The sequence below is a fragment of the Sphingobacterium sp. UBA7625 genome (genome assembly GCF_002484085.1).
Classification (GTDB): domain Bacteria; phylum Bacteroidota; class Bacteroidia; order Sphingobacteriales; family Sphingobacteriaceae; genus Sphingobacterium; species Sphingobacterium athyrii.
This window is the reverse complement of sequence record NZ_DLJD01000031.1, coordinates 154,171-175,499: the sequence shown is the minus strand read 5'-3', so window position 1 is coordinate 175,499 and position 21,329 is coordinate 154,171. Positions and strand designations below refer to the sequence as shown.

Below are 21,329 nucleotides of genomic sequence, written 5' to 3'. Positions count from 1 at the left end.
TTGCTGAAGAATATGATATTTAATGCAAAACGCTACCATGAGAATGGTAGCGTTTCTTTTGTTCGTAGCTAGTGTGATTTTTGGCCACTCTACCTTAGAACGAAATTTTGTTTGCAAATGATACAGTAAAAGATAAATTAATTTGCTTTTTGAGGTTTTTCCACTGTTCCGCAGCTGCATCCGCAACCTTTGGAGCAACTTGATTTACCTTTCAGTGATTTGCGGACATTTCCAACGACATACCATACAGCCGCTAATACCAAAACTCCAACGATGAGATACTGTACTGTTAAATTATCCATGATCTTTAATTTTTAAGGTTGTGAACGTCCAAATGATGGAACTCGCACAACGCGTTAATTTATTTTAAAAGCTGATAGGCAATCAAGGCACTGAAATAAGCCAGGCCTGTCATAAAACCAACTTGAATTAATGTCCATTTCCAAGATCCGGTTTCCCGTTTCACGGCTGCTATTGTACTCATACATTGCATGGCAAAAGCATAGAATAAAAGCAGCGATATTCCTGAAGCAAAATTATAGGCCGGTAAGCCCGTGTTACGGTTAATTTCGCTCCGCATTTTGCTTAATACTGTAGTCTTCGTAGCTTCATCTTCAATATCCACTTCGTCACCAAGACTATACACGGTTGCCATTGTTCCCACAAAAACTTCCCTTGCCGCAAATGAAGAGATCAAACCGATTCCCATTTTCCAGTCATAGCCCAGGGGCTCCACTACAGGTTCAATTGCCATGCCAAGATAGCCAAGGAAGGAGTGCTCCAGTCGGTAAGAAGAGATCTCATGGTCGAGGTCCTCGCCTGTGAGGTTAGGATTGCTTTGTGTCACATATTCTTCCGCTTTGGCGAATTTGTCATTTGGACCAAAGCTGCCCAATGCCCAAAGGATAACGGAAATCGCCAAGATAATCTTACCGGCGCCGAAGACAAAACTTGCCGTTTTCTCCCACACATTCAGAGCGACATTTTTCCAGTCCGGAGACTTATAGGTCGGAAGCTCAAATATTAAAAAAGACTTGTGTTTGGATTTAATGATTTTGGTCAAGAGTATCGCTGAAAACAATGCGGCAAATATTCCCAGGAGATACATGACAAATAAAACCATACCCTGCAATTGAAATCCAGCATATTTGGTATCCGGGATTACCAGTCCGATCAATACGATGTAGATGGGGAGGCGGGCAGAACAAGTCATGAACGGTGTGACCAGTATCGTGACTAACCGTTCCTTGGCATTTTCGATATTACGTGCCGACATGACGGCCGGTACCGCACAGGCTACACCGGAGATTAAAGGGATAACGGATTTTCCGTTTAACCCGAAAGGTCTAAGCCAACGATCCATCAGGAAAACCACACGGCTCATATAGCCCGTTTCTTCCATAATGGAAATGAAAATATACAGAATAACAATCTGTGGAATAAAGATGACGATACCACCAATACCCTTGATAATACCATTGCTTAACAGATCCGTGAGTGGACCTGCGGGAAGCGTGGTCTGCGTATAAGCCGCAAGATCACCAAAAAGTCCATCAATAAAGTCCATGGCTGGTCCTGACCAGGTGTAGATTGCCTGAAAAATCAGGAAAAGAATACCAAAGAAAATCAGGTAACCGAAGATCGGATGAAGTAATATCCTGTCAATGGCATTTGTCTTATTTTTGTTGGATGCATCGTCCTTGGTATAAATTTCGGATAAGCTATGATCCAAGGATTTGCTCCGTAGGATGGCTTCTTCTTTTTGTAGTTTCTCGGCTTTTAACTGATGTTTGTCACGAATTTGCTGAATAGCCTGGTTTTTTTCTTTGGAGAGAAACGAAACTTCACCTTTAGCCAAGTATTGCCAGGTATGGTATTCTGTATCCAACGGAAACAGCCTTTTGGTTTCTTCCAATGCTTCATTTGCTATTGTCGGCAACTGGAATTTGCTGATATACATCGGTGGTACCGCATCAAAGCTTTTGATCAGTTGATCGATGCCCTGTCCAGTGCGTGCATTCGTTTCGTATACTTTTGTGTTGAGTAACTGTTCAAGTTTTGCGATATCTATGCTGATTCCTTTTTCTTTGGCCTCATCGATCATATTGATCACAAAGATGGCCGGCAGCCCGAGTTCGCGCGCTTGCTGATAAAGGATGATGGATCTTTTCAGGTTGGTCGGTTCGGCAACGACGACAACGAGATTTGGTCTAAAGCTGTTTTCTTTATTGACCAGGGTATTGAAGACGACTTCTTCATCCATTGAACTGGGGAACAAGGTATAGGTTCCCGGAAGGTCAATGATGCGATAGGTCTTATTGTTGGCTTTCACCTGGCCCTCACGTTTTTCTACGGTGATACCGGGATAGTTTCCTACTTTCTGGTTTAATTTTGTAATCCGGTTAAAAAGGGAAGTTTTACCCACGTTTGGATTACCCAAAAGTGCAATAATCGGGTTATTCATTATTTCTGATCAATAAGGATGACTTTAGCTTCTGATTTGCGAATGGCAATCAAGGCGTTATTAGCAATAATATTTAAACATATAGGACCGTCGAGCGGTGCGATATGTTTCACTTCTACTTCAGTACCGGGCACAAAGCCTAATTCGAAAAATTTAGCTGGAATATCGTGCGAATCAAAATCAATAATCACCGCTTTTTCCCCTTTTTTTAGCTTATCTAAGCTACTTTTATTACGCATCTACCTATTTTTTTGTATCCTCCAAATATACAGATTTTCTACCATTTAGAATGATTCTAATGTCATAGTTATGTATTTAGCGTAAAAAACAGCTATCTTTACGATTAAAAAGGGATTAATTATCAACCAAAATGAAAATCGAGCAGGAAATCAAAGTAAGCAAATTCAGCAATGAATGGCATCGATGTACCGTAAACATCCTATATACGTACAATTGGCTCAATAATGAACTTGAACAAAGGGCAGGCAAGGAGGGGATCACTTTGAAACAATTTAATGTCTTACGTATCCTACGAGGTCAATACCCAAAACCGGCCACCAATAACCTGATCAAATCAAGAATGCTGAGCAACACGCCAGATATTTCCCGGATGATGGATCGCATGGTCACCAAAGGACTCGTATCCCGCTGTCAATCCGGTGGTGATAAACGTGCTGTCGATCTGTTCATCACCGATAAGGGCCTGAAGATTCTTGAAAATCTCGAGGAGCCTATGCTGATGACGGATATTCTACCCAATAGGATCAGTGAAAAAGAAGCCATCCAGCTCAGTGCTTTATTAGACAAATTAAGGGGCTAATTAATGTGCATGGTCATGATGATCATGATCATGCCGTTCTTCTTGGTGGCTTTCTCCATGGCCATGTGCATGATCGTGTTCGCCAACGAAAGCAAAGCTCGCCAGGGCAATGGCCACGCCGGCAATCACCGCAATCATCTTTTTCTTGTTGAATTTGTGATGGTCTATAGATCCGGATTCAAACAATATGGTCGTGGATATATGTAGAAATATACCGATGACAACAGCCATAATCTTATCAAAATACTGCTGTATATCACCGACTTCGCCAGCACTGATGGCCTTACTCAATAGAAATCCAAATGGCGTCATCGCTGCAAATAGCGCAAGCGTGATGATAATGGTATTTTTTTTCAGGTGCGTACTGATGAGAATACTGCCTAAGGCAAACGCTGCCGGAATGTGATGGATCGAAATCCCTAACGCGAGTTCGGTCTGATGTGTTGCCGCCAATGGCATCCCTTCCAAGAAAGCATGAAGGCATAAGCTAAACATAATACCGATCGGAAAACGATGGCTATGATGTCCATGCTCATGCTCCGTATGGATGTGTCCGTGTTCAATCCCCTGGGAAAATTGCTCAAGGAATAACTGGAACAAAAAGCCACCGAGTACATAGATGCCCAATACCTCGGGGGAAGTATTCGTTGACTGATAAACATGCGGAATTAAATGCAGTACCGTAATGGAAAATAGGTAAGCCCCACTAAAAGAAAGGATCAATTTTAGAAAATTTGTTCCTTTTTTCTGGACGAAAAAAACAGCGATTCCACTTGCAAATGCAGGTATGAATAAAATTAAAATCAATAAAATTGAATTCATTATACTTGTTCAGTTTTAAAAAAGCTAGGTACGAACCGCTTAAACAGGTAACCTGTAGCCAATCCAACCAGGATTCCCAGCGCGGAGCCACAGAGTATGTCAAAGGGGTAATGGACACCAACATAGATTTGCGAGACCGAAATCAGAAATGCCCAGGCAATACAGAGCCATAGGACATATTTCCATCTTCTGCGGAATAGCACGATCCAAAAGAAAGCCAAGGAAAAGTGATTGGCCGCATGAGAGGAGGTAAAACTAAATCCAGAGCCACAGCGTACCCGGATATTGACATTCTCCTTAAACTCCACATCGTTGCAGGGCCTGATTCTCTTAACATTCTTTTTGATCAAGTGAGATGAGATACCATCGGATATACCAAAGGTAATCAAGGTCATCGCTACAATCAGTATACCCGTTTTTCCATACGTTTTGATGAAAAAAATGATCAGAAAAAGATATAAAGGAGCCCAAGTGTATGGATTACGCAATATAGGCAACAGCCAATCGAACACGGGGTTACTCAGGCCCTGGTTGATGGCAAGAAAAATCTCTTGATCGATGTGTACTAATTGTTGAATCATAAATGTTGTTGATTACAATGAAATTCCCAAACTTTTAAAAACTCGCTTTTCAAAAGTAAAAATAATTTCATTGCAAACGATTGTTTCTTTTAAAAACAACTTTGTTGCAACAAAGATACGTTAAAAATTCAATAATTATAATTTTAATTCGAGATTTTATTGGCATAATGCTAAATTTACACGTTAATCAATTCAAAGGAAATGACTTTAATTAAATCAATCTCAGGAATACGTGGTACGATAGGCGGTCGTGCAGGAGAAGGACTTACGCCAATAGATATTGTTAAATTTACAGCTGCATACGGAACGATCATTGTAAAACAAAGTGGCATAAAGAAAATTGTAGTCGGAAGAGATGCCCGTGTTTCAGGCGAAATGGTCAGTAATCTGGTTATCGGTACCCTGCAGAGTATCGGTGTCGATGTGATTGATTTGGGATTATCGACGACTCCTACAGTCGAGATTGCTGTTCCCTTGGAAAAAGCCGCTGGCGGTATTATCCTGACAGCTTCGCATAATCCGGGACAATGGAATGCGCTTAAACTGTTAAATGCCAAGGGTGAATTTATATCGGATGCGGAAGGTCAGGAAGTATTGGCACTTGGAGAATCCCTGGATTTTGATTTTTCTGCCGTCGAAGAACTCGGATCGGTACACAAAGACTATTCATACTTACAAAAACATGTTGACGCTGTATTGGCCTTGGAATATGTTGATAAAGAGGCGATCAAAGCAGCCAACTTTAAAGTTGCTTTGGATGCGGTGAACAGTACGGGGGGAACATTTATTCCGGCCTTGTTGGATGCATTGGGGGTACAGACAATTTATAAAATTCACTGTGAGCCCAATGGTAATTTCCCGCATAATCCGGAACCCTTAAAAGAACATTTGACAGATTTATCTGCTGCTGTCATCGAAAATAAAGCTGATTTGGGCATTGCTGTCGATCCGGATGTGGATCGTCTGGTATTTATGATGGAAGATGGCGAGCTATTCGGTGAAGAATATACACTTGTTGCCGTGGCAGATTACCTTCTGCAGCATAAAAAAGGAAACACGGTATCTAATTTATCTTCTACACGTGCTTTGCGTGATGTGACCAAAGCACATGGCGGTGAATATTATGCTGCTGCGGTCGGTGAAGTCAATGTAGTCACCAAAATGAAAGAGGTGGATGCCGTAATCGGTGGTGAAGGTAATGGTGGTGTTATCTATCCGGCTTCGCACTATGGTCGTGACGCTTTGGTAGGTGTGGCTATTTTCCTGACACATTTGGCAAAACTGGGCAAGAAAGCTTCAGCATACCGTGCCTCATTACCGCAATATTTTATGTCTAAAAATAAGATCACGTTGACCCCGGAACTGGATATCGACAATCTATTGGCGAAAATGGAAGAAAAGTATAAAAATGAAGAGCACAGCACTATTGATGGTCTGAAAATAGATTTTGAAAATGAATGGGTGCACTTACGTAAATCCAATACCGAGCCAATCATTCGGATCTACTCTGAAGGCCCGAGCCCCGAAGCTGCTGAGCAGATTGCTCAAAAGATCATTCGTGAGATCGAAGAAATAATTAAATAAAACAAAAAGCTGCATCTGCAGCTTTTTGTTTTATGATCTACATGGAAATATATTTCCACAAAATAAAAACACGTTTTCATAATTTATGATTAAAAAGACCTATATAGCGATTTATTGTTTTTTAAGCCTGTTTTTACTTGCCGTTTCGTCTAAGGCTCAGGAGCCTGTCAACGCGATCAATGCTACCCTGGATGCCTGGCATAAATCTTCGGGCGAAGCGAAGTTTGGCCCTTTTATCAATTCACTTGCGGCAGATGCGGTTATATTGGGGGCAGACCGACAGGAACGTTGGGATAAGAACCATAGTGATAAATTCTCTGAACAGTATTTTAACCCGAAATATGCCTGGAATTATACCTATCAAAACAGATATGTGCATTTTAATGGCGATAGTACAACGGCCTGGTTTGATGAAACCTTTAAGATAAATACGAAGTACTTTCGTGGTACCGGCGTAGTGAGCAAAATAGACAACGATTGGAAGATCAGGCAATATAATATCGCGATGCTGGCGCCTTATGAAGATGTTAAATCTGCCGTAGGAGGAAAGCAGGGACATACTATACACAACAATCTGCTGCTGGTGATGGTGCTATTTTTCTTTATGGCGATGCTGTTTGTTCTCAGTCAGCGCTTAAAGATATCCTATCCCATCCTGTTGGTTATTGGCGGCTTAGGTATTTCCCTTATTCCCGGAGCACCGGTCATTAGCATAGATCCGGATATTGTCTTTTTGGTATTTTTACCGCCATTGTTATTTGAGGCTGCCTGGTATACGAATTGGGGAAACTTTTTGAAATGGCGCCGATCTATTTTTATCATGGGCTTTGGCCTGGTCTTTTTCACATCCTTGGCAATCGCTTATTTTTCGGTCAGCATTATCCCGGGCTTCACCTTAGCCTTGGGTTTTCTGCTGGGTGGAATTATATCACCACCAGATGCCGTCGCTGCGAGTTCGGTGTTAAAGGGGATCAGTATCCCCAAACGGGGGATTGCTATTCTGGAAGGGGAGAGCCTGGTCAACGACGCGGCCTCTCTGACGGTGTTTCGGTTTGCGTCCATCGCTATTCTAACAGGTCAATTTGCCATGGGTACGGCAACAACACAATTTCTTGTTCTGTCCGTGATGGGGGTCGTTGTTGGTCTGGTGATCGGCCATATCTTGTATTTCTTTTTGCGTTACGTGGCCAAATCCTCCAGCATATCAACTCCGATCACCTTGATTGCCCCATACCTGATGTATATCGTTGCGGAGCATTTTGAATGGTCGGGCGTTTTGGCAGTGGTCAGTGGCGGATTATTCCTTTCCTTCCGTGCAGGTGATTATCTGAACTATCATACCCGTATCCAGACCAAGGAGGTTTGGGCAACAATAGGTTTTCTATTGAATGGTTTTGTTTTTATCCTGATCGGGCTTGAACTTCCTGTGATCATCAACGGATTGGGTGAGTACTCGATGGAAGAAGCCATAGATTACGCCTTGGCAATCTGTGTTATTGTCATCGTCCTGCGCTTGGTAGCGGTTTATCTCTCAGCCTATGTGCCGCGTCTATTGTTCAAGCGGGTGCGTGTCAAAGAAAAAGGTCCGGGCTGGAAACTGCCTTTGGTAGTCGGTTGGGCCGGTATGAGGGGTGTTGTTTCACTTGCCTCGGCCTTGGCCATTCCCATGACGCTATATGACGGAACAGCTTTTCCGCACCGTAATCTTATTTTGTTTATCACTTTTGTCGTTATTCTAGTGACCTTGGTGTTTCAGGGACTTACCTTGCCGCTGTTAATTAAGCTAATAAAAATTGATGAGGTCGACGAACAGGTATCCGTGGAAGAACAAATTGATGAGATCCGTGTTAAGCTCGGTAGGGATTCGATAGCTTATCTGGATAAGCATTATGCCAAAGAAATGATGGAATATGAAACCATTGCACGGGTCAAAGAGCAGCTTATCAGAAGCGTAAATGCTTCTGAACGTGCTAAGGAAGAGGATACCCGTGCGCAACTCTCAGCTGTACGGGGATTATATAACAAAATTATGCTGGAAATTCTGGCTTTGCGTCGCGATGGATTAGCGAAGATGAAAGAGAGCAAAGAATATGATAGCGATGTGATCAAAGAACTGGAGTATTCGCTGGATCTGGAAGAGTCGCGGCTGTCACGCAGATAAGACGACTACCCGGAAAAAGACTTCAATTCATTTCGTAGCATCCGGCACCAAAAGCTGGGAAGCTCATAAAATAGCAAGGTTGACCTATTGGACCAGCCTTGCTATTTTTCCTTTATCCCCAGCCAGAAAAACAGCTTTCCCTTTTTTTGCTTTTTGCACTGCATTGTAGCTTTCCCGGGAAATGGTATGCCATGTCTTTCCCTGATCATCCGACAGGTCTGTGCCTGATGTTCCGGTGCAAATAAGCTGTTTGCTTGAAAGATAAATCACCGCTGACTTAAAGCCTGATATGGGCTGACGGGACGGATGCCAGGTTTTACCGCCATCATGACTCAGAAAACAGGCCTTTTCCGTATTCTTGTCATTCCGGTAATCTCCCCCGACGACGATGCCTTTTTTGGGTGAATGAAATGCTATGGAAAATGGCCCACTGCTATTTTGCCCTTGCGTGATGGGGCAACTGTAACGCTGCCAGGTGTCCCCCTGATCACTGCTCGTGTAAATATTGGAAACCGTTCCGCCAGTTGCGATCCAGAAATTCCCCGTCGGCAGACTAAAGATAGAGGTACCGCTGGCGGCAAAACCAGCCTCGCCATCCGCAATGGTATATGTTAGGTTGACGGATATATCCTTCCATGTCTGTCCAAAATCTGTTGTTTTTAATAAAGGCATCTTCCCGTTGATGGCGTCACCAAAAGCGATACCAACACCTTTTGGTGTAAAAGCAAAGCCATCATAAAATATTTCAGGTCGTGTATCTTTAAAAACCTCTTTCCAGCTTCTGCCGGCATCAGTGGTGCGCAGGATCAAGGCCGGGGAACCGGCGGAGATAATCAGTGCCTCATTTTCATCAAAAGCTTCAATATCCCTAAAGTCGATTTTTTCGTAGCCTATGGGGTTGATCCATTGCCAGTTTTTTCCTGCATCCGTACTTAATCCGACTGTTCCATTGTTTCCGCTGACCCAGAGCGTCTGATCGTCAACTACGCTTAGTCCACGGTAGCTACTGTTGCGTTCTTGGTTCAGCAACTGAATCGTGTTTTTTTGTGCGGATAGCGTTTCGGTCAGAAAGACCTGAATGAGGAGGAGAAATAAGAATGGTTTCATGTGGTTATACTAGTTATTGCAGTAAATTCAGCCCTATAATTACATTAAATTCAGTTATATCATTGCCATACGGTTTATTTGCGTTAAATTCGATGGTATTATTGCATAATTCCGCTCGCGTTGTTACAGTAAATCTACCTATATTATTTCGATAAATCTGTACCTCTTCTTTTTCTCCTGCGCCCTTTTTTTAAGATTGTTTTGCGCAACTGCAGAAAACCGACCGTCATTTTTCTAGGTGATTTAAAATAAGGGATACTCAATACTACAAGTAGCGATATACAGGCCGATGTCCCCAATGCGCCGCCATATCCATTAAAGAACTTGCTGGTATTGAGCAGGATGGTGGTGAAGATTACGCCGGCCAAAGAGAGCCCGAAATAAGTGGACAACTGCGTTTTGGACACCATTCCGATAAAAGATGCACCGATAAATACGGCTGGAATATACTGTGTGAGATAGCTGGACAATAGCTGTGGAAAAAAATAGAGAAAACCGGACACGATCAAAGTCAATAAGGCGGAGGAACGGACAGCCCCCTGTTTGTATCGGGTATTGACATAGTATGTTGCTGTACTTCCGATAATTCCGACAAGATAGAGAATGAATGTTTCCATATTATTTGAAAAGATAAAGCAGTAAATAGGTCATCGAAACACCAAGAAAAGCCAATGTTCCCAATTTGCCACCGATCCCATTCAGCAGGCTTTTTGAAATGACCAGAAAGATGGCGGTAAAAACACTCGCGGTCAGGATAAAAGAAAAACCGTGGGCAACCTGTGCGCTGGACATGCCGACAAAGGCACCACAATAGACGGCGGCAGGGAGGTGGGGGAGATAACCGGACTTTTTATTGATATTGGGGATAAATGATGCCAATGTTCCTGTCAGTGCAGCACCCATCACTGGGCCAAGGCCAAAAATCTGATTAAAATAATAGGAGGCAATAGCACCTACGGGCACCCATACTGCTATTTTGATCGACTCATATTCATGTATATGATGATGTATAGGCGACTTAAAGTAGCTATATAACATGAATAAAGAGAGTAATCCGATGAAAGACAGGACAATATATGAACTGGTGTTTTCAACAAAGATGGCTACTAGAAAGAGTGCCTGGATAACAAATAGTAAGCAAATACTTAGAATTCTAAACTTCTGCCGGGCTTGCATTTATTTCAAATTTCGGCAAAGTTATTAATTATTTGTCTATTCTGCAGGTAGATTTTCTTTTTATCAGGATTGGATCGAGGACAACCTGCTGGATATCTTCATAAGGATCCTTTTGTTTGACCATTTGTAAAAAGAGCTTGGCACATTCTTCCCCCATTTTGTTGGCCTGTTGATCGATACTGGACAGGGTCGGTGTGATAAACGAAGAGAAGGTCTGATTTGCGAAACCGATCACACCCGTTTCGGGGATATCTATCTGTGCAGTTTTAAGCGCCTGAATAATCCCGACAGCAGTAAAGTCATCCCCGCCAATGATGGCATCCGGTTTAACGGAAGATTTCAAAATCTGCTCTGTGCCTTTTATCCCCGCCTCGATAGATAGTTCGCCCTTTACAATAAGTTCATCGAGTTGGGGAAGGTCCGCTTCCTTCAACGCTGCTTCAAAACCGCTGAAACGATCCTGAAAAATAGCGATTTCTTTGTTTGTGGTGATAAAACCAATTTTTTTATAGCCCTGTTCGATCAGATGTTTAGCCGCAAGATAACCCGCCTCAAAGTCGTTTAGCTTGACGACAGGGGCGGCAATGTCCTGATGTGTACGGTCAAAGATGATCAGGCATTTGCCTTGTTTGATGACTTCCTGAAAATGTGCAATATCCTGTGTCTCCAGGGAGAGGGAAGCAATGATTCCGTCTACCTGTGCTTCCAGTAAGGTTTTTACACCATTTACTTCATCGGTATAGGATTCGTTTGACTGATAGAGCAATAGGCTATAGTTGTGTTTCTTTAATTCTTTTTCGATACTGTGAACAGCTTCTGCAAAAAAGTGGATTTGCATCGTCGGCACGATAACCCCGATGGTATTGGACTTGCCCGAAGAGAGCGAAGACGCAATTTTATTGACACTGTAATTCAGTTCTTTGGCCTTTGCCAGAACCAGCTGCCGTGTAGCCTCACTGATGGTAGGTACGTTATTCAAGGCACGGGAAACCGTTGAAACCGTGATTCCAAGCGCCCGGGCAATATCATAAATCGTTGTTTTTTTATTCACGCCCCAAAGTAAATAATTTTATTGAATATTTTGGAAAATTCAGAAACATATCCTACTTTTATGCAACCGGTTGCAATGTTGTTTCCGCTTATTGTTTTAAATAACCAGTTTTAAAAAAAAATCAGATGTATTTTTTAGGGATAGATATCGGTACATCTTCGGTCAAGGTTTCCATTGTCGAAGCGTCCTCACAACAAAAGATCTGTTCAACGCAGTATCCCGCTGTTGAAGCACCCATTTATTCGCCGCAGCCCAATTGGGCAGAGCAGGATCCGCTCGATTGGTGGAGCTATTTCAAGCAGGCCTTATCCAAGGCCAATGCCACGGGCTTATACGATCCGAAGCAGATCACGGCCATCGGCATCGCTTATCAAATGCATGGACTTGTTGTGGTCGATAAGGATCAACAGGTATTGCGCAATGCGATTATCTGGTGTGACAGCCGGGCTGTTGCATTGGGAAATAAAGCTTTTGAGGAGATCGGAAAGGAATTCAATTTGAACCACCATCTCAATTCTCCCGGTAATTTCACGGCTTCCAAGCTCGCTTGGGTGAAGGCAAACGAGCCCGAAATCTATCATAAAATTGACAAGATCATGCTTCCCGGTGATTTTATTGCCATGAAACTTTCGGGATCCATCAGTACATCCATTTCTGCGTTATCGGAAGGGGTATTTTGGGATTTTCAACAGAATGAACTTTCAACAACGCTGATGGATTATTACGGTTTTGATCCCAAACTGATTCCGTCAATATTACCTGTTTTTGCTGAACACGGTCAAATCAAGAAAGCAGTGGCCGAAGAACTGGGGCTTTCATCCACCGTGATCATCAATTACAAGGCCGGGGATCAACCAAACAATGCCTTGTCATTGAATGTGTTACAGCCGGGGGAAGTGGCTGCCACGGCGGGAACTTCCGGTGTGATCTATGGGGTGAGTGATCAGCTGATCGCTGACCGAGAGTCCCGTGTCAATACCTTTGCTCATGTCAACTATCGGGAAGATGCGATCCGGACAGGCGTATTGCTCTGTATCAATGGTACGGGGATTATGAATAGCTGGGGCAGGAAACTTTTGGGAAAAGATTTATCCTACGATCGGATCAACGCCATGGCTGCTACTTCGCCGATTGGAAGTAAGGGCTTGCAGGTTGTTCCCTTTGGCAATGGTGCCGAGCGTATGTTAAATAATCAACTGGTAGGTGCTTCGATCTCATCCATTGACCTGAATAGACATGAAACATCCGATATCTTACGGGCTATTCAGGAAGGGATTGCCTTTGCTTTTCGCTATGGCTTGGATATTATGCGTGAAAATGGCCTTTATCCGCAGATGATCCGTGCCGGACACGCCAATTTATTTATGAGCCCGGTATTCCGCGACTCATTCGTAGGGGCGACCAATGTTCCTGTGGAAGTATATGATCATGATGGTAGTGTTGGCGCGGCTTTGGGAGCAGGCATCGGCAGCGGTTATTATAGTGATCTCACCGAAGCTTTCAGGAGTTTAAAACCTGTTTATACCGTGGAACCCCAATATGTGGAACAATACGAAGAAAATTATCAACAATGGAAGGAAATATTAGAAATTAAAATCAATAGCAAATAAAAATGAATATTATTAAAGGACAAAAAGAGTTTTTCAAAGGGATCGAGAAGATCGAATTTGAAGGAAAAGAAAGTAAAAATCCATTTGCTTTCCGTTATTACAATCCGAAACAAATCGTTGCGGGTAAAACGATGGAGGAGTATTTTAAGTTTGCCTGTTCCTATTGGCATTCGTTCAATGGTGATGGCTCGGATCCATTCGGCGGTGCTACGCACAATTTCCCTTGGGATGAGAGCACGGATGCGATCACACGTGCCAAGGACAAGATGGATGCCGCTTTTGAATTTATCAGCAAAATGAATATTCCATACTACTGTTTTCATGATGTGGACTTGGTTGATTATACCGACAACGTGCTGGAAAATGAAAAAAGATTGGCAACGATCGTGGATTACGCCAAAGAGAAACAGCAGGCGAGTGGTATCAAGCTGCTTTGGGGTACAGCCAATCTTTTTAGCCATAAGCGCTACATGAATGGGGCAGCGACCAACCCGGATTTTCAGGTATTGACACATGGTGCTGCGCAGGTAAAAGCTGCATTGGATGCAACAATTGCCCTAGGTGGTGAAAACTATGTGTTCTGGGGAGGAAGGGAAGGTTATATGAGCCTGCTTAATACCAATATGAAACGTGAACAGGAGCATCTTGCCAAGTTTTTACACTTAGCGAAGGACTATGCGCGTAAAAATGGTTTCAAAGGTACATTCTTTATCGAACCAAAACCATGCGAACCGACCAAGCACCAATATGATTACGATGCGGCCACGGTGTTGGGATTCTTAAGACAATATGATCTTTTGGACGATTTCAAACTTAATCTTGAAGTAAACCATGCTACCTTAGCAGGCCACACTTTCCAGCACGAATTGCAGGTCGCGATTGATGCCGGAAAATTAGGCTCCATTGACGCCAACCGGGGTGATTATCAAAATGGCTGGGATACCGATCAATTTCCAAATGATATCAATGAACTAACCGAATCTATGTTAATTATTTTGGAAGGCGGCGGCTTCCAGGGTGGTGGAGTTAATTTTGATGCCAAAATTCGCAGGAACTCAACCGATCCGCAAGACCTATTCTATGCCCATATCGGAGGAATGGATCTTTTTGCAAGGGCTTTGCTTACCGCCGAACGCATCTTGGAAGACTCCGAATACCGTAAAATACGGGCCGACCGCTATGCTTCTTTCGATAGCGGCAATGGGGCTTCTTTTGAGCAAGGAACCTTGAGTTTGGAGCGTTTAAGAGATCTGGCCGTAGAATTCGGTGAGCCACAAACGATCAGCGGCAGACAGGAGTATTTAGAAAATTTGATCAATAGATATATATAGTTATTCAAAATATTTCTATATTAGGCGATCAAATTAAACCAATTACCAACACATGAATAATTATTTAAGTACAAAAGATTACATCGTTTTCCTGATATACTTTGTCATTGTTGCAGGCTATGGATTATGGGTGTATTATCGCAAAAAGTCTGAATCTGTAGGCTCAAAGGATTATTTCCTTGCCGAAGGGTCCCTGACTTGGTGGGCGATCGGAGCCTCGCTGATTGCGTCCAATATTTCTGCGGAGCAATTTATTGGTATGAGTGGTTCGGGCTTCAAGATGGGACTAGCGATTGCGACTTACGAATGGATGGCAGCAATTACCTTGATTGTGGTTGCGGTATTTTTTATACCGGTCTACCTCAAAAACAAGATCTTTACCATGCCACAATTTCTGCACAAGCGATATAATGGTACCGTTGCCATGATTATGGCCGTTTTTTGGTTGCTGTTATACGTTGTGGTCAACCTGACTTCTATTCTTTATTTGGGAGCCATTGCCGTCAGCAGTATTTCGGGTATCAGTCTGGAAGCATGTATGTATGCCATTGCTATTTTTGCCGTTATCATTACCTTGGGCGGTATGAAGGTGATTGGCTATACGGATATTATTCAAGTGTTCTTTTTGGTGTTGGGTGGTTTGGCAACGACCTATTTGGCATTGAATCTGGTTTCAGAACATTACGGTGGTTCGGGCATATTGCAGGGCTATCACCTGATGACAGAGAAAGCCTCTGATCACTTCCATATGATCCTGGATCGTAAGAACGAAAACTACCTCGATTTACCGGGATTAACCGTTTTGATCGGTGGTATGTGGATTGTAAACCTAAACTATTGGGGCTGTAATCAATATATCACACAGCGTGCATTAGGCGCTGATCTAAAGACTGCACGCAACGGAATCTTGTTTGCAGCATTCTTAAAATTGTTAATGCCGATTATTGTGGTATTGCCGGGTATTGCCGCTTACGTGATGTGGAAAGATGGCTTATTCCAAAATGAAATGATGCAACATGGCGAGGTAAACCCAGACCATGCTTACCCTGTTTTATTGAATCTGTTGCCGTCAGGACTGAAAGGACTTTCATTTGCGGCCTTGACTGCTGCGGTCGTTGCTTCGTTGGCGGGTAAGGCAAATAGTATTGCGACAATTTTTTCGCTGGATATTTATAAAAAAGTATTCAATACCGAAGCTACTGACAAGAAATTGGTCAATATTGGTAAACTGACTGTTGTTGTTGCCATGATTCTGGCCGTGATCATCGCGCCACATTTGGGTATCGACAAAAAAGGTGGATTTCAGTATATTCAGGAGTACACCGGATTTGTGTCGCCGGGTATCTTTGCCATGTTTATCTTAGGATTCTTCTGGAAGAAGACGACGTCCAATGCTGCGTTATTTGCGACGATAGGTGGATTTATCTTGTCTATTATTTTCAAAAAATTACCGGACTGGGCAGATCTTTCGTTCTTGGCCTCTACCGGATTTTCTATTCCAAATCCGACAACCGGTGTTTACGAAATTCCGTTTTTGGATCGGATGGGCTTTGTCTTTGTCATTTGTATTGTTGGTATGATCATTATCAGTCTGATTGACAACAAGCGTGGTGTAGTGCCTGCGGGACTGGAAGTAGATACGACAATGTTTAAACCGCATAAAGCATTTTTGATCGGAACATTGATTGTTGCCCTATTGGTAACAGCATTGTACTCCATTTATTGGTAAGCCGATAATCAAAAAGGCCGTATAGAGAGCCCATATCAACTTCAGTTGATATGGGCTTTTTGTTTTCAGAACAATTTTTCAGGCCTTTTATAACCTGGATTTGCAGCAATGGTCTGATGGTTTTTTAAAAAATTCCTATCTTGTCTTCAATAAAATTACATGTGCTGCTATGCGCAAATCCGGTCTGGTATCCTTATTTCAACATCGGAGGGGACTAGAATCGCGGACTTTGGACAAAAAATAATAACAGGGATGAAAAGAAGATATACGCTATTTACTGCTCTTGCAGGGATAATGACCGCATTGGTGCCGGTGCAGGCCCGCGCACAACGGACGGAGAAACCGCCTTTGCATGGCAAGCATTGGATGGCCATCACCGGAAAGCCTTTGGCGGCGACTGCCGGTGCACAGCTGTTCCAGCAAGGCGGAAATGCGGTCGATGCGGCCTGTGCGATGCTTGCGGCAACCTGTACCATGTGGGATGTCCTGAGCTGGGGCGGGGAAACACAGGCTTTGATCTATCATCCAAAATTGAAAAAGGTAATTGCTATCAATGCTTTGGGCGTGGCACCGACAGGAGCAACGGTCGATTTTTTTCGGTCGAAGGGTTATGAATTCCCGCCGGAATACGGTCCGCTTGCTGCGGTTACCCCCGGCACACCCGGAGGCTTGTGTTATATGTTGGCACAGTACGGCACCAAAAGCCTGGCTGAAGTCCTGGCGCCAGCCATGGAGATGGCGGCGGGCTATCCCATTGATGCCCAGACGGCCAATAGCATTGAACGTGGTAAAGCACGTATCAAAGAATGGCCTTACAGCAAAAAAGTTTTCCTCGTGCATGAAGGCAAGGAAAGGGAAGCACCCGAAGCAGGGGAAATCTTTGTACAGCAAGACCTACACGGGACATTAACCAAACTTGTTGAAGCTGAAAAGAAAACCCTTGCAGCTGGCAAGGATCGGAAAACAGCGATTATGGCCGCCTATGACCGTTTTTATAAGGGCGATATCGCCGATGAATTTGTCCGTGGCAGTAAGGAACAGGGGGGCTTGATCACCAAAGCGGATCTGGCCAATTGGAAACCTATTGAAGAAGAACCTTTACATGTCAACTATAAAGGTATTGACGTTTATAAATTGCAGGAATGGACACAGGGACCGGCCATGCTACAGAGCTTGCAGCTGCTGAAAAATTTTGATTTAAAAGCCATGGGATATAATTCAGCTCCCTATATCCATACGCTTTATCAAGCGATGAATCTGGCCTTTGCTGACCGGGATTTCTATTATGGTGATCCCTATTTCAAACCTAAAGCACCTATTCGGGGGCTCTTAAGTGAATCCTATGCCAAGGCGCGGGCTGCCACCATTGCCCCGGCACGTAACAATCCGCAGGTACTTCCGGGTGATCCTTACCCTTATGAAGGGAAGCAGAACCCTTTTACCGGCCTGCTTCGGGAGCGCAGCAAGCAATTCACGCCGAATACCGAATCAAACAAGGATTTTGTGCCCAAGCACGATGTGAGTTCCACCTCATCTTTGCTATCCCTGTCGGATACTGCCCGTTGGGCATCCCAAAACCCAGATAGTGTGTATATGGACCGCTTATTGCGCGGAACCACAAGTGTGGAGGCAGCGGATGCCGAAGGCTGGGTTGTTTCCATTACACCAAGTGGAGGCTGGTTACCGGCCTGTATTGCTGGAAATACGGGGGTAGGCATGAGCCAGCGTTTACAAAGCTTTGTCCTCGACTCCCTCATTAATCCTTTCAATGTAGTGGCACCGGGCAAACGCCCTCGGGTCACGCTCACACCTTCTTTAGCCTTGAAAGATGGAAAGCCTTACCTTTCTTTCGCGGTGCAGGGCGGGGATACGCAGGATCAAAACCTGCTTCAATTCTTTTTGAATACTGTAGAGTTCGGCATGACGCCGCAGCAAGCCAGCGAGGCGCCAAATATCAACAGCAATCAGTTGTGGCTGTCTTTGGGCGGTACCAAATTGGATGACCGAAAACCACGCGCGGGAAGTTTGCTACTGGATAAGCGCACAGCGCCTGAAGTCGTCGAAAAGCTTCAGAAAATGGGTTACAGTATACAGTTTGGTGAGCGCAACAGTGGTCCGATCAACGCCATTTATTTTGATCAGCAGCATGGTACACTCTGGGGCGGTAGCAGCAATAATGGGGAGGATTACGGAATCGGCTGGTAGCATCTGCACAAGCTGCAGCTACCGCTATGAGTCAGGCAACGTCTGAACAGAAGAGCCGCATCGTTTTGTTATCTCCATCGGATTTGGTATCTTACCTACTGATCAAAAGTTGATTTTTTGTTATGGAGGGTAGCGTCAATAAATATTCGTTTGTTTTTCAGCCTGATGAAGCTGGTTTGGTATTGGTAGATGAGTTAAAGCAGCGCTTGCGGGCAGCATTGGCGGAGGAATTTCCGGATAAGGACAAAGGCTGGTACCATAGCTGTAATTCCAAAGCTCATGTAACTATTTGTGCTTTTACAGGAAATGACGATACGCTGGCACAGGCTATCGCAGCATTGCAACAATCCTTGCGCTGTGAGCGCAGCCAATATGTGTATTTTGATCACTTTGCTTCCTTTGCTGGTGGTGCTTTCTATATCGGTCCAACAGTACATGCCCGCAGTTACCTGAAGGATAGAGCACGAAAGGTTGTGCACACATTGAGCCCCTTTGACCTGATCGAGATCAGTGATGAACCCCATATCTCCATCGGACGCCGACTGGAGCCTGCACGACTTGAATTTGCAAAGAAAATGCTACGTTCGGTCGATCTGAGCTTTATGTGTAACGGTGTGTATATCCGCCGCTTTAATCCTGATATGGGGCAATATGAACCGGTTGATTTTGTTAAATTCGGCAACCAGTCGAAAGAAAACTCGGGCCAACTTACATTTAAATTCTAATTATATGGCTGTTTAATTGCCTAATACTGTAAAGCTTTTTATCTTTAGCCCTAGCAATAAAAGATATTGTCCTAATGTAAGCTATGCATCACGACGACTCCCATCATAAATCATTATCCGATATCCACGAAAGTGTGGATGTCAATCAAGGAAAATCCAAATTTAAAAAGGTACTCAGTTTTTTTGGCCCTGCCTATCTGATCAGTGTAGGTTATATGGATCCGGGCAACTGGGCGACGGATCTCGCCGGGGGGAGCCAGTTTGGCTATGCCTTGATCTGGGTGTTGCTGATGAGCAATATTATGGCCTTATTGCTGCAGAATCTCTGTGCCCGTTTGGGAATTGTGCGGGGTAAGGACTTAGCACAGTGTAATCGGGAGACCTATCCCAAGCGCATGAATTTTGTGCTGTATATCCTGGCCGAGATTGCTATAGCCGCCTGCGATCTGGCCGAAGTGCTGGGGATGGCCATTGGGCTTAACCTGCTGTTTGGCATTGATCTGCTCTGGGGGGTGCTGATCAGTTTTGCCGATACCTTCCTGTTGCTCTACTTGCAGAAGCTGGGGATGCGCAAGATGGAACTCTTTATCATTGGTTTGATTTCCCTGATCGGTATGTGCTTTATGGTGGAGATGTTTTTGGCCAAACCTGATTTTGCGGAGGTGGCCACGGGTTTTATTCCGAGCATTCCCAATAGTGCCGCACTTTATATTGCCATTGGCATCATCGGTGCCACGGTCATGCCGCACAACCTCTACCTCCATTCAGCTTTGGTGCAGACCCGAAAGATTGACCGCAATGAAGTCTCCATACGGAAATCCTTAAAATATAATTTCTGGGACAGTGCCATTGCGTTAAATCTGGCATTTTTGGTCAATGCCGCCATTCTGATCCTGGCAGCATCAGTGTTTCATAAGAATGGCATGCACGATGTCGCCGAGCTGGAAGATGCCTACCACCTGCTGGGGAATTTACTTGGCACCGAATGGGCATCGAAACTATTTGCGGTGGCATTGATTCTGGCAGGACAGAGTTCAACGGTTACGGGCACACTGGCCGGACAGATCGTCATGGAGGGCTACCTGCGTCTGCGGATCAGTCCTACGCTACGGCGGATTATTACACGACTTTTAGCGATTATACCTGCGGTCCTAGTGATCCTGATTTCTGGCGAAGGTCAGGTAGGGCAGCTGTTGATCTTTAGTCAGGTCATTCTGAGCATGCAACTGGCCTTTGCGGTGATCCCGCTGATTCACTTTGTCAGTGACAAGGCCAAGATGGGAATTTTTGCGATTAAACCGCTGACAAAAGCATTTGCCTGGCTAATTGCCGCTGTGATCGCGGTGTTGAATTTTAAACTGGTTTATGACGAGGTCAGGGGCTGGATTGCCGAAGCAAACAATCCTTTGGTCACGGTGTTACTTATTCTGGGTGCTGTTGGTCTGCTCTTTTTGTTGATCATGACCGTATTGATTCCCATTTTACGTAAATCAAAACCGATCGAATTGGAAGTACATCCCCCATTTGAGGCCCTACATTTTGAGGACAGAGGTTCGTTCAAGAAAGTGGTGATCGCGCTGGATTTTTCAAATTCGGATCAGAAAGTGATCCAGTACGCCCTGCAGTTGTCACATCCCGATACCAGCTTTGTCGTTGTCCATATTGTCGAAAGTGCCTCTGTCAAATACACCGGTGAGTCTACTGATGATTTTGAGTCGCGGCAGGATTTGGAGCGCCTGAAGCTATATGCAGATTTTTTATTGTCCAAAGGGCATCAGACGGAATATGAACTCGGCTACAACAATCGGATCCGGAGCATTGCCGAAGTTTGTGAAAAATATCATGCAGATCTATTGGTCGTGGGGAGCCACGGTCATACCGGAGTCAAAGACTTTGTTTTTGGAGAGACCGTCAACAAGCTGCGGCATGCTGTAAAAGTTCCGGTTTTTATCGCGCAATAAGG

The 21,329-nt window shown here is 44.1% G+C and carries 18 protein-coding genes; 9 read left to right on the top strand and 9 right to left on the bottom strand.

What is annotated here, in order from left to right; translation table 11 throughout:
- Positions 1 to 137: 137 nt before the first annotated feature.
- The 3 genes from B4G94_RS14980 to B4G94_RS14970 are packed head-to-tail and all read right to left on the bottom strand — an operon-like array spanning position 138 to position 2,703.
- The gene (locus tag B4G94_RS14980) at positions 138 to 302 is read right to left on the bottom strand and encodes a FeoB-associated Cys-rich membrane protein (protein WP_108637056.1); all 165 of its coding nucleotides are present in this window, start codon (positions 300 to 302) and stop codon (positions 138 to 140) included.
- 59 nt (positions 303 to 361) lie between these two features.
- Positions 362 to 2,464: a ferrous iron transport protein B gene (gene feoB, locus B4G94_RS14975; RefSeq protein ID WP_286859838.1), complete on the bottom strand. Its 2,103-nt coding sequence runs from the start codon at positions 2,462 to 2,464 to the stop codon at positions 362 to 364.
- Positions 2,464 to 2,703, bottom strand: a complete 240-nt coding sequence (locus B4G94_RS14970) for a FeoA family protein (protein WP_165305813.1) — start codon at positions 2,701 to 2,703, stop codon at positions 2,464 to 2,466. The genes feoB and B4G94_RS14970 overlap by 1 nt, the downstream gene beginning before the upstream one ends.
- Before the next feature lie 131 nt (positions 2,704 to 2,834).
- Here B4G94_RS14970 and B4G94_RS14965 point away from each other — a divergent pair, with 131 nt between their 5' ends.
- Complete coding sequence (locus B4G94_RS14965; RefSeq protein ID WP_108637053.1) at positions 2,835 to 3,284, top strand: MarR family winged helix-turn-helix transcriptional regulator; 450 nt, start codon at positions 2,835 to 2,837, stop codon at positions 3,282 to 3,284.
- On the opposite strand, the gene B4G94_RS14960 is transcribed toward B4G94_RS14965, so the two are convergent.
- Both B4G94_RS14960 and B4G94_RS14955 read right to left on the bottom strand, forming a co-directional pair.
- Entirely contained in the window at positions 3,285 to 4,106 is an 822-nt protein-coding gene (locus B4G94_RS14960) for a ZIP family metal transporter (RefSeq protein ID WP_108637052.1), read from the bottom strand.
- Positions 4,106 to 4,687, bottom strand: coding sequence for a phosphatase PAP2 family protein (locus B4G94_RS14955; RefSeq protein WP_108637051.1), 582 nt, complete (start codon positions 4,685 to 4,687; stop codon positions 4,106 to 4,108). The genes B4G94_RS14960 and B4G94_RS14955 overlap by 1 nt, the downstream gene beginning before the upstream one ends.
- Before the next feature lie 201 nt (positions 4,688 to 4,888).
- Here B4G94_RS14955 and glmM point away from each other — a divergent pair, with 201 nt between their 5' ends.
- Both glmM and B4G94_RS14945 read left to right on the top strand, forming a co-directional pair.
- Positions 4,889 to 6,271 carry a phosphoglucosamine mutase gene (gene glmM / locus B4G94_RS14950; RefSeq protein WP_108637050.1) on the top strand — a complete coding sequence of 461 codons (1,383 nt, stop codon included), beginning with the start codon at positions 4,889 to 4,891 and terminating at the stop codon, positions 6,269 to 6,271.
- A gap of 85 nt (positions 6,272 to 6,356) precedes the next feature.
- Positions 6,357 to 8,432, top strand: coding sequence for a Na+/H+ antiporter (locus B4G94_RS14945; RefSeq protein ID WP_286859833.1), 2,076 nt, complete (start codon positions 6,357 to 6,359; stop codon positions 8,430 to 8,432).
- An 84-nt stretch (positions 8,433 to 8,516) separates the two neighbouring features.
- Here the strand turns inward: B4G94_RS14945 and B4G94_RS14940 are convergent, their stop codons facing one another.
- The 4 genes from B4G94_RS14940 to B4G94_RS14925 form a co-directional block, all read right to left on the bottom strand.
- The gene (locus B4G94_RS14940; RefSeq protein ID WP_286859831.1) at positions 8,517 to 9,539 is read right to left on the bottom strand and encodes a WD40/YVTN/BNR-like repeat-containing protein; all 1,023 of its coding nucleotides are present in this window, start codon (positions 9,537 to 9,539) and stop codon (positions 8,517 to 8,519) included.
- Positions 9,540 to 9,682: 143 nt separating this feature from the next.
- Positions 9,683 to 10,156 carry a hypothetical protein gene (locus B4G94_RS14935; RefSeq protein ID WP_108637048.1) on the bottom strand — a complete coding sequence of 158 codons (474 nt, stop codon included), beginning with the start codon at positions 10,154 to 10,156 and terminating at the stop codon, positions 9,683 to 9,685.
- A gap of 1 nt (position 10,157) precedes the next feature.
- Positions 10,158 to 10,577 carry a hypothetical protein gene (locus B4G94_RS14930; protein ID WP_241254937.1) on the bottom strand — a complete coding sequence of 140 codons (420 nt, stop codon included), beginning with the start codon at positions 10,575 to 10,577 and terminating at the stop codon, positions 10,158 to 10,160.
- A 166-nt stretch (positions 10,578 to 10,743) separates the two neighbouring features.
- Positions 10,744 to 11,766, bottom strand: coding sequence for a LacI family DNA-binding transcriptional regulator (locus B4G94_RS14925; protein WP_165305817.1), 1,023 nt, complete (start codon positions 11,764 to 11,766; stop codon positions 10,744 to 10,746).
- 125 nt (positions 11,767 to 11,891) lie between these two features.
- Between B4G94_RS14925 and B4G94_RS14920 the strand changes: the two genes are divergently transcribed.
- The 6 genes from B4G94_RS14920 (at position 11,892) to B4G94_RS14895 (ending at position 21,327) form a co-directional block, all read left to right on the top strand.
- Positions 11,892 to 13,376: a xylulokinase gene (locus B4G94_RS14920; protein WP_286859828.1), complete on the top strand. Its 1,485-nt coding sequence runs from the start codon at positions 11,892 to 11,894 to the stop codon at positions 13,374 to 13,376.
- A 2-nt stretch (positions 13,377 to 13,378) separates the two neighbouring features.
- On the top strand, positions 13,379 to 14,707 hold the full coding sequence (xylA, locus tag B4G94_RS14915; RefSeq protein WP_165305819.1) for a xylose isomerase: 1,329 nt from the start codon (positions 13,379 to 13,381) through the stop codon (positions 14,705 to 14,707).
- A 52-nt stretch (positions 14,708 to 14,759) separates the two neighbouring features.
- Positions 14,760 to 16,436, top strand: a complete 1,677-nt coding sequence (locus B4G94_RS14910) for a sodium/sugar symporter (RefSeq protein WP_286859826.1) — start codon at positions 14,760 to 14,762, stop codon at positions 16,434 to 16,436.
- 252 nt (positions 16,437 to 16,688) lie between these two features.
- Positions 16,689 to 18,641 carry a gamma-glutamyltransferase family protein gene (locus tag B4G94_RS14905; protein WP_286859824.1) on the top strand — a complete coding sequence of 651 codons (1,953 nt, stop codon included), beginning with the start codon at positions 16,689 to 16,691 and terminating at the stop codon, positions 18,639 to 18,641.
- Between the two features lie 122 nt (positions 18,642 to 18,763).
- Positions 18,764 to 19,366, top strand: a complete 603-nt coding sequence (locus tag B4G94_RS14900) for a 2'-5' RNA ligase family protein (RefSeq protein ID WP_286859822.1) — start codon at positions 18,764 to 18,766, stop codon at positions 19,364 to 19,366.
- A gap of 83 nt (positions 19,367 to 19,449) precedes the next feature.
- Positions 19,450 to 21,327 carry an Nramp family divalent metal transporter gene (locus B4G94_RS14895; RefSeq protein ID WP_108637041.1) on the top strand — a complete coding sequence of 626 codons (1,878 nt, stop codon included), beginning with the start codon at positions 19,450 to 19,452 and terminating at the stop codon, positions 21,325 to 21,327.
- Positions 21,328 to 21,329 lie beyond the last annotated feature (2 nt).